Raw genomic sequence first — 13,743 nt, 5'->3', positions numbered from 1 at the left:
CCTCCATCCTGACCATTCGGGCGCGTGTTCACCCCCCGCTCGCGCGGACCCGTGCGTGTCGGTCCCGGCCGGCCCGTCCGCGGGGCCGGCCGGGAGGGTGTCACAGCCGCGGGTCGACCGGCTCCGACTCCAGCGCCAGGACGCCGAAGACCGCCTCGTGCACCCGCCACAGCGGCTCGCCGTCCGCGAGCCGGTCCAGGGCCTCCAGGCCGAGGGCGTACTCGCGGATCGCCAGGGACCGCTTGTGGTTCAGGAACCGCTGCCGCAGCCGGGCCAGGTTGTCGGGACGCGTGTACTCGGGTCCGTAGATGATCCGCAGGTACTCGCGGCCCCGGCACTTGACGCCGGGCTGCACCAGGCGGCCCTTCTCGTCGCGGACGACGGCCTCGACGGGCTTGACGACCATGCCCTCGCCACCACGGCCGGTCATCTCCAGCCACCAGTCGGTGCCGGCGCGTACCGACTCGGGGTCGCCGGTGTCGACGTACAGCCGCCGGGTGGTCTGCAGCAGGCCGCTGCCGTCGTGCTCGACGAGCCGGTCGATGAGGGCGAGCTGCTCGTCGTGCGGAACGGCGGCCAGGCTGCGGCCCTGCACGGCGAGGATCTGGAACGGGGCCAGGCGGACGCCGTCCAGGCCGTCGGTGCTCCAGCAGTAGCGGCGGTAGGCGTCGGTGAACGCGGCGGCGTCGGCGGAGCGGGCGCGCTGGCGGTCCAGCAGGCCGGAGACGTCGACACCCCGCGCCGCGGCGCTCTCCAGGGCGGCCAGCGCGCTCGGGAACACCGCGCCGGAGGCGGCGCCCACGGCGGCGTACTGGGAGCGCAGCAGCCCGGACGCCTTCAGCGACCACGGCATCAGCTCGGCGTCCAGCAGCAGCCAGTCGGTGGACAGCTCGTCCCACAGGCCGGCCTCGCCGATCGCCGTGCGCAGCCGGTCGAGGATCGCCTCGGTGAGGGAGGCGTCGTCGAGGAAGGGCCGGCCGGTGCGGGTGTAGAGGGACCCGGTGGGTCCGTCCACGCCGAAGCAGGCGCGGGCCGTCTCGGCGTCGCGGCACACCAGGGCCACCGCCCGCGAGCCCATGTGCTTCTCCTCGCACACGACCCGCGCGACCCCGTCGGCCGCGTACTGCGCGAACGCCTCCGTCGGGTGCTCCAGGTAGCCGTCCACCCCCGAGGTGGCGGTCGGCGCCATGGTCGGCGGGAGGTACGGCAGCAGCCGGGGGTCGGTCGCGAAGCGGCTCATGACCTCCAGGGCCGCCGCCCCGTTCTCCTCGCGCACGGTGATGCGGCCCGCGTGCCGGGTCTCCACGACCCGGCGGCCCTGGACGTCCGCCAGGTCCAGCGGCCGGCCGTCGTGCCCGCCGGGCGCCTCGGTGCGCAGCGGCCTGGCCGGCTCGTACCAGACCCGCTCGGCGGGGACGTCGACCAGCTCGCGCTCGGGCCAGCGCAGCGCGGTGAGCCTGCCGCCGAAGACGGCGCCGGTGTCCAGGCAGATGGTGTTGTTGAGCCAGGTGGCCTCGGGGACGGGGGTGTGGCCGTAGACGACGGCCGCGCGGCCCCGGTAGTCCTCCGCCCACGGATAGCGCACGGGCAGCCCGAACTCGTCGGTCTCGCCGGTGGTCTCGCCGTACAGGGCGTGGCTGCGGACCCGGCCGGAGGTGCGGCCGTGGTACTTCTCCGGCAGACCGGCGTGGCAGACCACGAGCCGGCCGCCGTCGAGGACGTAGTGGCTGACCAGGCCGTCGATGAACTCCCGTACCTCGGCGCGGAACTCCTCGCTCTCGCCGTCCATCTGCTCGATGGTCTCGGCGAGTCCGTGGGTGGGCTGGACCTTGCGGCCCTTGAGGTACCGGCCGTACTTGTTCTCGTGGTTGCCGGGCACGCACAGCGCGTTGCCCGACTTCACCATGGCCATCACGCGGCGCAGTACGCCGGGGCTGTCCGGGCCGCGGTCGACGAGGTCGCCGACGAAGACGGCGGTGCGGCCCTCGGGGTGGACGCCGTCGGTGTAGCCGAGCTTGCCGAGCAGGGCCTCCAGCTCGGACGCGCAGCCGTGGATGTCGCCGATGATGTCGAAGGGGCCGGTGAGGTGGGTCAGGTCGTTGAACCGCTTCTCGGTGACGACGGTGGCGTGCTCGACCTCCTCGGTGCCGCGCAGGACGTGCACCTTGCGGAAGCCCTCGCGCTCCAGGTGGCGCAGGGAGCGGCGGAGTTCACGGGTGTGGCGCTGGATGACCCGGCGGGGCATGTCGGCGCGGTCGGTGCGGGCGGCGTTGCGCTCGGCGCAGACCTGCTCGGGCACGTCGAGGACGATGGCGATCGGCAGGACGTCGTGCTTCCTGGCCAGGTCGATGAGCCGGCGCCGGGCGTCCTGCTGCACGTTCGTCGCGTCCACGACGGTGCGGCGGCCGGCGGCGAGCCGCTTGCCGGCGATGTAGTGCAGGACGTCGAAGGCGTCCCGGCTCGCGCTCTGGTCGTTCTCGTCGTCCGCGACCAGCCCTCGGCAGAAGTCGGAGGAGATGACCTCCGTGCGCGTGAAGTGGCGGCGGGCGAAGGTGGACTTGCCGGAGCCGGAGGCGCCGATCAGCACGACGAGGGAGAGGTCGGTGACCGGCAGGGCGCGGGCTCGCACGGTGGTGTCGGTGGTGCCGGGGGTGGTCATGCGGCCTTCGCCTCCTTCTCGTTCGCGGCCTTCGGGGCGCTCGCGGTCTTCGGGTCGCCGGCCGTCCCCGGGCCGTTCGCGGCCAGGGTGAACACGGCCATCTGGGTGGGCGGGCCCACCTCGGGGTCGTCGGGTCCGACGGGGCAAAACCCCACGCCGTAGCCGTGCCGTTCGGCGACCGCGTGCGCCCAGGTGCGGAACTCCTCGCGGGTCCACTCGAAGCGGTGGTCGCGGTGGCGGACGTGGCCGGCCGGGAGGGACTCCCAGCGCACGTTGTACTCCACGTTCGGCGTGGTGACGACGACGGTGCGGGGGCGGGCCGAGCCGAAGACGGCGTACTCCAGCGCGGACAGCCTCGGCGGGTCGACGTGCTCGATCACCTCGCTGAGCACGGCGGCGTCGTAGCCCTTGAGGCGCTTGTCGGTGTAGGCGAGGGAGCCCTGGAGGAGCTGTACGCGCGCGGCCTGCCGCTCGCCCATGCGGTCCAGCTTCAGCCGCCGGGAGGCGATGGTCAGGGCGCGCACCGACACGTCCACACCGACGATCTCCGTGAACCGCGGCTCCTTGAGCAGTTCGCGCACCAGGTGGCCCTCGCCGCAGCCGAGGTCGAGGACGCGGGCGGCGGCGCCGTCCCGCAGCGCGGCGAGGATCGCCTCGCGGCGCTGCACGGCGAGCGGGGTGGGCTTCTCCTCGGTCTCCGGGGCCACCTCCTGCGCGACGGCGTTGTCGATCTCCTCGACGACGCTGTCGTCGGTCTCGGCCAGCCGGACGAGTTCCAGCCGGTCCATCGCCTCGCGGGTCAGCGACCAACGCCGGGACAGGTAGCGGTTGGTGATGAGCCTGACCTCGGGGTGGTGGTACAGCCAGGCTCCGCCGGCCCGCATCAGCTTGTCCACCTCGTCCGGGGCGACCCAGTAGTGCTTGGCGTCGTCCAGCACCGGGAGGAGGACGTAGAGGTGGCGCAGCGCCTCGGACAGGGTGAGCGCGTCCGACTCCAGCGTCAGCCGCACGTACCGGGAGTCGCCCCACTCGGGGAACGCGGTGTCCAGCGGGACGGGCTCCGCGCTCACCGCCCAGCCGAGCGGCTCGAACAGGCGGCGTACCAGGTCGGGGCCGCCGCGGGCGGGCAGTACCGGCACCTCGACACGCAGCGGGAGCGGCTCGGCGGCACGCTCGGGGCGCGCCTTGCACACGCCGCGCAGCGCGCTGGAGAAGACGTTGCTCAGTGCGACGGCGAGGAGGGAGGAGGCCGCGTAGGGCCGATCGTTGACGTACTGCGCGAGTGCCGCGTCGGGGGCGCCGCCCCGGCCCTTGCCCTTGCCGCGCCGGACCAGGGCCACCGGGTCCACCTCCAGCAGCAGCGCCGCCGTGCAGCGCTGTTCCTCCGCCTCGGGGTAGAGCACGTGGGCCGTGCCGAAGGAGGTGGAGAACGCCTGCGCCTTGTCGGGATGCTTGTGCAGCAGGAAGCCGAGGTCGGTCGCGGGGCGCTCGGGGGTACCGGTGGTGGTGAGGGTCAGGAACATGCGGAGGGCCTCTCCGGCTGGACGGACACAACTGTGCCGTCGTACGCGAGAACCCCCAGGAGTACTGATCCTGGGGGCTCGGCAGGACGACGGTCACACCATCCCACAAGGGGGCCGGCCGGCGCCTTCGTTTATCGCGGGGGGTCAGGACAGCTGCGTCTGCACCTGGGAGGAGATCAGCTCCAGGTGGTCCAGGTCGTCGAGGTCGAGGATCTGGAGGTAGATCCGCTGGGCGCCGGCGGCGGCGTAGCGGCCGATCTTGTCGACGACCTCGGCCGGGGAGCCCGCCAGGCCGTTGGCCTTCAGCTCGTCGACCTCACGGCCGATCACGGCGGCGCGGCGGGCGACCTCGGCGTCGTCCTTGCCGACGCAGACGACGAGGGCGTTGGAGTAGGTCAGCGCGTCGGCTCCGCGCCCGGCCTCCTCGGCGGCGGCCCGCACCCGGGCGAACTGGCGCTCGGTGTCCTCGATCGAGGCGAACGGGATGTTGAACTCGTCGGCGTACTGCGCGGCGAGACGCGGGGTGCGGGTGGCGCCGTGGCCGCCGATGAGCACGGGGACCTTCGCCTGCGCGGGCTTGGGCAGCGCGGGCGACCCGGTGAGGTCGTAGAACTTCCCGTGGAAGTCGAAGGTCTTGCCGGCCTCCGTGGCCCACAGGCCGGTGACGATCGCCAGCTGCTCCTCGAGGCGGGCGAACTTCTCCTTCGGGAAGGGGATGCCGTACGCCTTGTGCTCCTCCTCGAACCAGCCGGCGCCCAGGCCCAGCTCGATGCGGCCACCGGACATCTGGTCGACCTGCGCGACCTGGATGGCGAGCACGCCGGGGAGCCGGAAGGTGCCGGCGGTCATGAGCGTGCCGAGCCGGATGCGCTTGGTCTCGCGGGCGAGGCCGGCGAGGGTGATCCAGGCGTCGGTGGGGCCGGGGAGGCCGTCCGCGGAGCCCATGGCGAGGTAGTGGTCGCTGCGGAAGAAGGCGTCGAAGCCGAGGTCCTCGGTGGCCTTCGCGACGGTGAGCAAGGTGTCGTAGGTGGCCCCCTGCTGGGGCTCGGTGAAGATACGGAGTTCCATGCCTTCCATCCTGCCTGGTCGCACGGCGTCCGTCGGACAGGCTCCCGCGTGCCGCGGCGCGTACCCGGTCCTGCCGGGTGAACGGCGTCCGGCCATCCGCCCGGGAGGCCGGGGCTATCCCGCCTCCCGCTCCGGTAACGCCGCGTCCCGGTCCGCCAGTTTGCGCAGCATCTCCCGGACCCGGTCCCGCGACTCGTCCGCCGCGTCGATGGCCTCCATGCACTGCCAGTACACGCCCTCGTCGTCCACCGCGCAGGCGACGCCGACGAGGGCGATGCCGACCTCGCCGAGGAGGGTGCCGAGACACATCAGGGCCTGGCGGGCGTCGCCCAGCTCGGTGAGCCGGGCGGCACGCAGCTCGCCCGGGGCGAGGTCCGGGGTGCGCAGCACTCCGCAGCCGCGGCCCGCCAGTTCGGTCAGTCCCAGAGCCTCGCCGCGCAGTTCGGGCGGTCCGTGGACCGCCAGCCGGCTGCCGATCGCCTGGGCGAGGGCCTGCGCCTGCCACACCTCCGTCAGGATTTCCGGCACCCCGCCGCCGGCGGCCAGGGCACGCCCGCTCGTCACGATGAGCCGCACCGCGTCCATGCGCTGCCCCCGTCTGCTCCGACGCGCCCCGCGGCGCGTCCGCCCGAACTCCGTTGTCCACTACCCAGAGTGAAGGCGTGTGGGACGAAAAGCCAGAGCTGGGCAGAAAATTCGGACAACAATGAGACAACGGACTCGGATATGACTACGAAGAGTGATAGCGGAGTGTATGCCTCCCCTGTGTTCCTCCCCGGCGTCAGTCCCCGTGCTCTTCCGGCTCGCCGTCCGCGGGGAACCGGGACTCGTTGCGGTCGATCTTCGCGTCCAGCGCGGCGAGCGGATCGATGCCGAGCACCTCGCAGAACTGGAGCAGATATGCCAGGACGTCGGCGACCTCGTCCCGGACGCGGTGCGCGGTCCCGGGGTCGTCCATGACGCGGGCCGACTGCTCGGGTGTCAGCCACTGGAAGATCTCGACGAGTTCGGAGGCCTCCACGCTGAGGGCGGCGACCAGGTTCTTCGGGGTGTGGTACGGCTGCCAGTTCCGGGCGGCGGCGAACTCGGCCAGTCTGCGCCGCAGCGCCGCCAGGTCCGGGGAAGGGCGGGGATGATCGGTCACGGCCTCAGGTGTACCACCGAGACCCCCGGTACCGCCGCCGCCCACGAGGCGTCCGCGACGGCGCCGACGAGGCGGATGTGGCCGCGGTCGCACATCCGGGCCGCCAGGTGGAGCAGTTCGGCGCGCTGGCGCACGTCCAGGCCGCGGTCGAGGCCGTCGGCGAGGACGGTGAGCGTCTGCAGCGCGGCGGGCACCTCGCCGGCCGGGTCGACCTCCAGGACGCCGGGGCCGGTGAACAGCACGAGCGCGAGGGCGAGGTAGCGCAGCTCGCCGTAGCCGAGACGCGGGAGTCCGGTGCGGATGCCGTCGCCCCGGTCCAGCAGCGCGCGGACCATCCCGCCGGCGACCGGTTCGGCCAGGACGTCCGCGACCGGGCCGGCGCATCCGGTGCGCACGGCGGCGACGAACCGGGCGTGCCGCCGGCCGCACTCGGCCCGGGTGCGCCACAGCACGTCGGCGAGGTTGTCGCAGCCGCCGAGCAGCCGCCCGGAGCCGGTGGGCACGGGCTCGCGCATCCGGGCGGGGCGCGGGTCGCAGGCGAAGACGGAGCGCAGGGCGACCACCGTCTGCTCGGCCGCCGCCAGTACCCTGCGCTGCCCGTCCGTCTTGCCGGCCACGCGCAGCGGCAGCAGCGGGGTGCCGAGCCGGTCGTCGGGCAGCGGGGCACGCGTGACCGGCGCCGAACCGGCCGTGTGCCAGGCGGCCTGCACGGCACGCCGGCCGGGGTCGCGCAGGGCGGTCTGCAGCAGGACGGTTCCGCCGGCCGTCAGCCGCTCCCCCACGATGCGCAGCTCGGGCTCCGCCTGCACGGCCACGTCGAGGCGCACGGGGCCCTCGGGGCCGTCGACCGTGCAGCCGATGCGGAAGCCACGGCGCCGCTGGGCGTCGGGCCGGGCCCGTTCGGGGACGCAGGCGACCGGGTCGGGGAAGACCGTGCCGAGGTCCGCGCCGCCGCCGAGCCGGGCGAGCGCCTCGTAGGCCCGCAGGGCGCTGGTCTTGCCGCAGCCGCTGGGGCCGGCGAGCAGGGTGAGGGGCTCGAGCGGGATCTCGGCACACCGGTGCCGGGCGAACGCGGACAGCCGCAGTTCCGTGACGCGCGGTCGGTCCGGGTGCGCGGGAGCGGGGACGGGGACGGTGGGCGCCGTCGGCGCGGACGCCGTCGGCGCGGGTGACACGGCCATGTCCGGACCGTAGGGCTCCGCGTTCCGGGCGAACCGTTCCGCCCGGGCGGCGTTCCTACGAACGGGGGACGGGCGCGTCGGACCGGGGCGCGTGTCGCACGCTGGTGCCGGGGCGGTCCCGTGCCGCACCGGTCGCGGCGCACCGCATCGTCCGGCCCCGCTCCGGGACGCCGCCGGTGCGTCCCGGGCGGAACGGCGAGGGGAGCGGACGCCCCGGCGTCACACCGCCTGCGCGGTGCTCTGCCGGGACATGCGCTCCCCTCGACCGGTTCCGGGGACATGCCCGACGGCCGCCGGGTGGCTTCGCCGAAGCGTCCCCGGCCCGGCCCTGGGTGCCGTCACATCCCCGGAACCCCCGCCGCACCCTCCATCAGGCCGTTGACCTCGGTCCCGGCCGGCGTCAGCAGGAACACGTTGCGGTCGACCCGGTGCATGCCGCTGGCCAGGCCGAAGACGACGCCCGTGCTGAAGTCCAGGACGCGCTTGGCGACCTCGGTCTCGGCGTTGGTCAGGTCCAGCAGCACCGGGATGCCGGCCATCAGCGTCTCGGCGACCTCGCGGGCGTCCGCGAAGACGTTGACCCGCAGGACGACGAAACGGCGGCGAGCCTCCGTCTCCGCTTCCGGCATCGCGCGATGGCCGACCGACGACGGCCAGGCGTCGCGCCCGCGCAACGGAACGACCTGGGCGAGCCCTTCCCACTGTTCATCGGTGACGTCGTAGCTGTTCACCGGCTCCCCCGATTCCACTCGCCTTCAATGCGTGCACCAGCCAATTCTTACGCCAACTCACCCGTTCGGCCCAACAGCGACACGATCCGCGCCCGTCCCGGCGCCCACCGCCACCGGCGGTTGCCGCGACCTGCGGCGGGGTACCCGCCGGCTGCCGCACCGCGCGTACGGCCGGTCCGCGGCCGTCGCACCGCACATCTCGATATCTCGCCGAGCCGAGGAGGGCGCCATGGGCACGCTGGATCTGCCCGAACCCGTCGTGCGCGAAGGAGCCCCGCCGCCGGTCGACACGGCCGCGCTCGAGGCGGCCCTGCGCGCACGGGTCGACGGCGAGGTCAGGTTCGACGCGGGGAGCCGGGCCGCGTACTCGACGGACGCCTCCAACTTCCGGCAGACGCCGATCGGCGTGGTCGTCCCGCGCACCCCCGAGGCCGGCGCCGAGGCGGTGGCCGTGGCGCGGGACTTCGGCGCCCCGGTGCTGTCGCGGGGCGGCGGGACCAGCCTGGCCGGGCAGTGCACCAACGCCGGTGTGGTGCTCGACTGGTCGAAGTACTGCACGCGCGTGGAGTCCCTGGACACGGACGCGCGGACCTGCGTGGTGCAGCCCGGGATCGTGCTGGACGACCTCAACCGGCGGCTCGCGCCGCACGGCCTGCGCTTCGGCCCCGAACCCGCCACCCACGCCAACTGCACCCTCGGCGGCATGATCGGCAACAACTCCTGCGGGGCCACCGCGCAGGCGCACGGCAAGGTCGTCGACAACATCGCCCGCCTGGAGGTGCTGCTCTACGACGGCACCCGCTTCTGGTGCGGGGAGACCAGCGACGAGGAGTACGCCGAGATCGAGCGGCAGGGCGATCTGCGGGCGACGGTCTACCGGCGGCTGCGGGCCCTGCGCGACACGTACGCCGACGAGATCCGCCGCCGGTTCCCGGACATCCCCCGCCGGGTCTCGGGCTACAACCTGGACTCGCTGCTGCCTGAGTACGGCTTCGACGTGGCCGGACTGCTGGTGGGCAGCGAGTCGACGCTGGTCACCGTCCTGCGGGCGGAGCTGGAGCTGGTGCCGGTGGTGAAGGAGCGGACCCTGGTGGTGCTGGGGTTCGACAGCATCGACAAGGCCGCCGACGCGGTGCCCGACGTGCTGCCGCACGAGCCGATCGCGCTGGAGGGCGTCGACGCCCGGCTGGTGCGCGACGAGCGGATCAAGCGCCTCAACGAGCAGGCCCTGGCCGAGATGCCCGACGGCGACGCCTACCTGATGGTGCAGTTCGGCGGCGACACCAGGGAGGAGGCGGACGCGCGGGCCCACCGGATGCTGGCGGCGGTGCACCGCTCCGAGCACGACGCCGACTGCGCGTTCATGGACGACCCGGCGCACGAGCAGGACCTGTGGCAGGTCCGCGAGGCCGGGCTGGGCGCCACCGCCCACATCCCCGGCAGGCGCGACACCTTCGAGGGCTGGGAGGACTCGGCGGTGGCGCCCGAGAAGCTCGGCGCCTATCTGCGCCGGCTGCGGGACCTGTTCGAGGAGTTCGGCTATCTCAGCGACACCGGGCCCAGCCTGTACGGCCACTTCGGGCAGGGCTGCGTGCACACCCGCATCCCCTTCGACCTGTACACCGCGGACGGGGTGGCGACGTACCGCCGGTTCATGGAGCGGGCCGCCGACCTGGTCGTCGAGTTCGGCGGGTCGCTGTCCGGCGAGCACGGGGACGGGCAGAGCCGGGGCGAGCTGCTGCCGCGCATGTTCGGCGACGGGCTGGTGGAGGCGTTCGGCCGGCTGAAGGCGGTCTTCGACCCGCTGGACCGGATGAACCCCGGGAAGGTCGTGGCACCGTACCGGCTCGACGAGAACCTGCGCCTGGGCGGCGACTGGGCCCCGTACGAGCCCCGCGACCTGCACTTCCGGTTCCCTCACGACGGTGGGTCGTTCTCCCAGGCCGCCAACCGGTGCGTCGGCGTCGGCAAGTGCCGCCAGCACACCAGCGACGGCACGGTGATGTGCCCGTCGTACCAGGTGACCCGGGAGGAGGAGCACTCGACGCGGGGCCGGGCGCGGCTGCTGTTCGAGATGCTCGACGGGCACGGGGACGCGGCGGTCCGGGACGGCTGGCGCTCGGAGGCGGTCAAGGACGCCCTCGATCTGTGCCTGGCCTGCAAGGGCTGCAGGAAGGACTGTCCGGCGGACGTGGACATGGCCACGTACAAGGCGGAATTCCTGTCCCACCACTACGCGGGCCGTCCCTGGCGCAGGCCCCGCTCCGACTGGTCGATGGGCTGGCTGCCGGTGCTCGCGCGGGTCGTGGGCCGCACCCGGCTCGGGCCGGTCGTCAACGCGCTCACCCACACGCCGGTGCTGTCCCGGGCCGCCGTGGCCGTCGCGGGCCTGGCGGACCGGGAGGTGCCGCTGTTCGCGGAGCGGACGTTCCAGCAGTGGTTCGCCCGGCACGAGCCGGAGGGCGACGGGCGGCGCGGCACCGTGCTGCTGTGGCCGGACACCTTCACCGACCACTTCCACCCGCACATCGGGGAGGCGGCCGTACGGGTGCTGGAGCACGCGGGCTGGCGGGTGGAGCTGCCGGCCGGGCCGCTGTGCTGCGGGCTGACCTGGATCTCCACCGGGCAGCTCGGCACGGCGGAGCGGGTCCTCGCCCGGACCGTGCGCAGCCTGGCCCCGCATGTGCGGGCGGGCGGCCTGGTGGTGGCCCTCGAGCCGAGCTGCACCGCCGTGTTCCGCGCGGACGCGGTGGAGCTGTTCCCCGCCGACCAGGACGTGCGCCGGCTGGCCGAGCGGACGGTGACGCTGTCGGAGCTGCTGACCGAGCACTCCCCCGGCTACGAGCCGCCGCGGGTGCCCGAGCGGTCCGCGAAGGCGCTGGCCCAGGTGCACTGCCACCAGCACGCGGTCCTGGGCTGGGACGCCGACCGCGAGCTGCTGCGCCGGGCCGGGGTGGACGTCGAGCGGCTGGACTCCGGCTGCTGCGGGCTGGCCGGCAACTTCGGCTTCGAACGCGGCCATCTGGACGTCAGCGAGGCCTGCGCGGAGCGGGTGCTGCTGCCGCGGCTGCGGGAGGAGGACGAGGAGACCGTCGTGCTCGCCGACGGGTTCAGCTGCCGCACCCAGATCCACGAGCTCGACAGCGGCGGCCACGAGGGCGTGCACCTGGCGGAGCTGCTGGCCTCGGCGCTGCCCGGCTCCGCCGGGGACACCGGCGTACCGGGCAGCGCGTACGGCACGGCGCCGGGCGCTCGCCCCGCGCCTCCCGGCCGCCGGGCACGGGCGCTGGCCCTCGCCGGCACGGGGCTGGCCGCCGTCGGCGCGGGGACCGCCCTGGTCCGGGGCCTGCGGCACCGCTGAGCGGGCCGGCGACCGGGGGACGCCGGCCCCCGGGCCTCCCGCGGGCCACGCCCCTGCCGCCGTCCGGCGGGCCACGTCTCTGCCGCCATCGTCCCGCGGGCCACGCCCCGCCGCCGCTCCGCGTCCCTCCACGCCCCCGCCACCGCCACGCGAACTCGCACCCCCGCCGCCGCCACACGGGCCCCCACGCCCCGCCGCCGCCCCGTGGGCCGAGCGGGGCCGGATCCGGTCCGCCGTGCGACTGTCCGAGCGGAGCGGCGCCGCCCCGCCGGGAACCCCGTGCGGCCCGGCCCCGACGGGCAGCACGGAGGCCCGCGCCGGTGCGCGGCGCGGAAGCCCCTGCAGCACGTCACCGCTCCGCTCGGCGCCGGGCCGGCGCACCGGGGGTCCGGGAGGGCGCAGCCGTGCCGCTCGGTGCCGGTGCCGGGGCGGGGACCTCAGCCTCTGCCGGTGCCAGTGCCGGTGCCGGTGCCGGTGCCGGTGCCGGTGCCCCGGAGGGTGGTCCGTGGCATGCGGCCCCGGGCCGCCTCGCGTTGACTGGACAGTCAGGAATCGAACCTGTCCGACACGCGACGGGGCCGTCGGGCCGGCGTCGAGAGGTGGGCGGACCGATGGGAGGGCCCGTGACGACTCATCCCCTGCCGCCGCTCGCCGGGCCCGCGCCGGCAGCGCGCCGGCCGGGCCCGTGACGGCGTCCGAGGGCCCGTCGGCCGCACCGGCGAACGCCGTCCCGGCCCGGGCCGAGCAGTCCCTGCGGCGCACCCTGCTCAGCCCCGGCTATCTGCGGCTGTTGCTGCTGTGCGTGCTGCTCGGCGTTCCCGTCGCGCTGGCCTGCTTCTTCTTCGTCGGCCTCCAGCACGAGCTCCAGCACTGGGTGTGGACGTCGCTGCCGAGGGCCGCCGGGTACGGCACCCCGCCCTGGTGGTGGGCGCTGCCCGCGCTGGTGCTGGCGGGGCTGATCCTGGCGCCGATCGTCACCCGGATGCCGGGCGGCGGCGGGCATCTGCCGGTGAACGGGCTGGGCGGCGCGCCCGTCGGGCCGAAGGCGCTGCCCGGTACCGTCCTGGCCGCACTGGCCACCCTGCCGCTCGGTGTGGTCCTGGGCCCCGAGGCGCCTTTGATGGCCGTCGGCAGCGGGCTCGCGCTGTTCGCGCTGCGGCGGACGGGCGCGGACGCGGATCCGAGGGCGAGCGCGATCCTGGCGACGGCCGGCTCCACCGCCGCGATCTCCACCATCCTCGGCGGTCCGGTGGCCGCGGCCGTCCTGCTCATCGAAGGCGCGGGGCTCGCCGGCGCCCGGATGGTCGCGCTGCTGCTGCCCTGTCTGCTGGCCAGCGCGACGGGCGCGCTGGTCTTCACCGGCTTCGGGCAGTGGACCGGTCTGAGGATCGGCGCGCTGTCGCTGCCGCACGTGCCGCCGAGCACCGGTCCCGACGCGGGTGACTTCCTGTGGGGCGTCCCGACGGCGGCGCTGATCGCCGTGCTCGTCACGCTGGGCCGCGCGCTCGGCCGCCGCACCGTCACCTGGACGCGGCAGCGCACGGCCGTCCGCACCGTCCTGTGTGCCACGGCGGTCGGTGTCTGCATCACCGCGTACGCCCTGATCACCGGCCGTTCGCCGGCGGAGGCGGCGCTGTCGGGACAGGCCGCCCTCGCCCAGCTCGCCGCGCATCCGCACGCCTGGTCCGTGGGCGCGCTGGTCGCGCTCGTCGTGTGCAAGGGGCTGGCGTGGGGCATCTCGCTGGGCAGTCTGCGCGGCGGTCCGATCTTCCCGTCGGTGCTGCTGGGCACGGCGACGGCCATGGCCTGCTCGGGCCTGCCCGGCTTCGGCGCGACCCCGGCCCTCGCCCTCGGCATCTCCGCCGCCGCGGCCGCGGTGACGGGGCTGCCGCTGGCCAGTTCGGTGCTCGCGGTGCTGCTGATGGGCAGGGACGCGCACGACCAGATGCCGCTGATCGTCGTCGCGTCGGTGGTCGCGTTCGTCGTCGCCCAGGTGGTCCGCCGCGACCCGCCGGAGACGGCGGCACCGGCACCGGCGCGTCCCGGCGCGGAGTCGGACCGGTGACCGCACGCGGG

Annotated in this window: 9 protein-coding genes; 2 read left to right on the top strand and 7 right to left on the bottom strand. The window is 74.7% G+C overall.

Translation table 11 applies throughout. The features are described from left to right. Positions 1–100: 100 nt before the first annotated feature. The 7 genes from ACIRFH_RS20590 to ACIRFH_RS20560 all read right to left on the bottom strand — a co-directional run bounded on the left by ACIRFH_RS20590 (position 101) and on the right by ACIRFH_RS20560 (position 8,306). The gene (locus ACIRFH_RS20590; RefSeq protein ID WP_403522569.1) at positions 101–2,659 is read right to left on the bottom strand and encodes a polynucleotide kinase-phosphatase; all 2,559 of its coding nucleotides are present in this window, start codon (positions 2,657–2,659) and stop codon (positions 101–103) included. After that, complete coding sequence (locus ACIRFH_RS20585; protein WP_403522567.1) at positions 2,656–4,182, bottom strand: 3' terminal RNA ribose 2'-O-methyltransferase Hen1; 1,527 nt, start codon at positions 4,180–4,182, stop codon at positions 2,656–2,658. Before ACIRFH_RS20585 ends, ACIRFH_RS20590 begins: the two co-directional genes overlap by 4 nt. A 144-nt stretch (positions 4,183–4,326) precedes the next feature. Then, the gene (locus tag ACIRFH_RS20580; protein WP_403522564.1) at positions 4,327–5,250 is read right to left on the bottom strand and encodes an LLM class F420-dependent oxidoreductase; all 924 of its coding nucleotides are present in this window, start codon (positions 5,248–5,250) and stop codon (positions 4,327–4,329) included. A 114-nt stretch (positions 5,251–5,364) separates the two neighbouring features. Then, positions 5,365–5,835, bottom strand: a complete 471-nt coding sequence (locus tag ACIRFH_RS20575; RefSeq protein ID WP_403522561.1) for a DUF6099 family protein — start codon at positions 5,833–5,835, stop codon at positions 5,365–5,367. A gap of 196 nt (positions 5,836–6,031) precedes the next feature. Beyond that, positions 6,032–6,394, bottom strand: a complete 363-nt coding sequence (locus tag ACIRFH_RS20570) for a nucleotide pyrophosphohydrolase (protein ID WP_403522558.1) — start codon at positions 6,392–6,394, stop codon at positions 6,032–6,034. Further along, complete coding sequence (locus ACIRFH_RS20565; RefSeq protein WP_403522555.1) at positions 6,391–7,575, bottom strand: ATP-binding protein; 1,185 nt, start codon at positions 7,573–7,575, stop codon at positions 6,391–6,393. The genes ACIRFH_RS20570 and ACIRFH_RS20565 overlap by 4 nt, the downstream gene beginning before the upstream one ends. Before the next feature lie 338 nt (positions 7,576–7,913). Further along, a complete protein-coding gene (locus ACIRFH_RS20560; RefSeq protein WP_403522553.1) occupies positions 7,914–8,306 on the bottom strand; it encodes a cell division protein SepF in 393 nt (130 codons plus the stop codon). Between the two features lie 229 nt (positions 8,307–8,535). On the opposite strand from ACIRFH_RS20560, the gene ACIRFH_RS20555 reads away from it, so the two are divergent. Both ACIRFH_RS20555 and ACIRFH_RS20550 read left to right on the top strand, forming a co-directional pair. Beyond that, a complete protein-coding gene (locus tag ACIRFH_RS20555; RefSeq protein WP_403522550.1) occupies positions 8,536–11,667 on the top strand; it encodes an FAD-binding and (Fe-S)-binding domain-containing protein in 3,132 nt (1,043 codons plus the stop codon). A 685-nt stretch (positions 11,668–12,352) separates the two neighbouring features. Continuing rightward, entirely contained in the window at positions 12,353–13,732 is a 1,380-nt protein-coding gene (locus tag ACIRFH_RS20550) for a chloride channel protein (protein WP_403522548.1), read from the top strand. The last annotated feature ends 11 nt before the right edge of the window (positions 13,733–13,743 follow it).

Source organism: Streptomyces sp. NPDC093586 (genome assembly GCF_044764905.1).
Classification (GTDB): Bacteria; Actinomycetota; Actinomycetes; order Streptomycetales; family Streptomycetaceae; genus Streptomyces.
This window is presented reverse-complemented; position numbering and strand designations above follow the sequence as displayed.

Coding starts and splice junctions, on each gene's coding strand:
- ACIRFH_RS20590 (WP_403522569.1), bottom strand. CDS start 2,659: ATGACCACCCCCGGCACCACCGACACCACCGTGCGAGCCCGCGCCCTG.
- ACIRFH_RS20585 (WP_403522567.1), bottom strand. CDS start 4,182: ATGTTCCTGACCCTCACCACCACCGGTACCCCCGAGCGCCCCGCGACC.
- ACIRFH_RS20580 (WP_403522564.1), bottom strand. CDS start 5,250: ATGGAACTCCGTATCTTCACCGAGCCCCAGCAGGGGGCCACCTACGAC.
- ACIRFH_RS20575 (WP_403522561.1), bottom strand. CDS start 5,835: ATGGACGCGGTGCGGCTCATCGTGACGAGCGGGCGTGCCCTGGCCGCC.
- ACIRFH_RS20565 (WP_403522555.1), bottom strand. CDS start 7,575: ATGGCCGTGTCACCCGCGCCGACGGCGTCCGCGCCGACGGCGCCCACC.
- ACIRFH_RS20555 (WP_403522550.1), top strand. CDS start 8,536: ATGGGCACGCTGGATCTGCCCGAACCCGTCGTGCGCGAAGGAGCCCCG.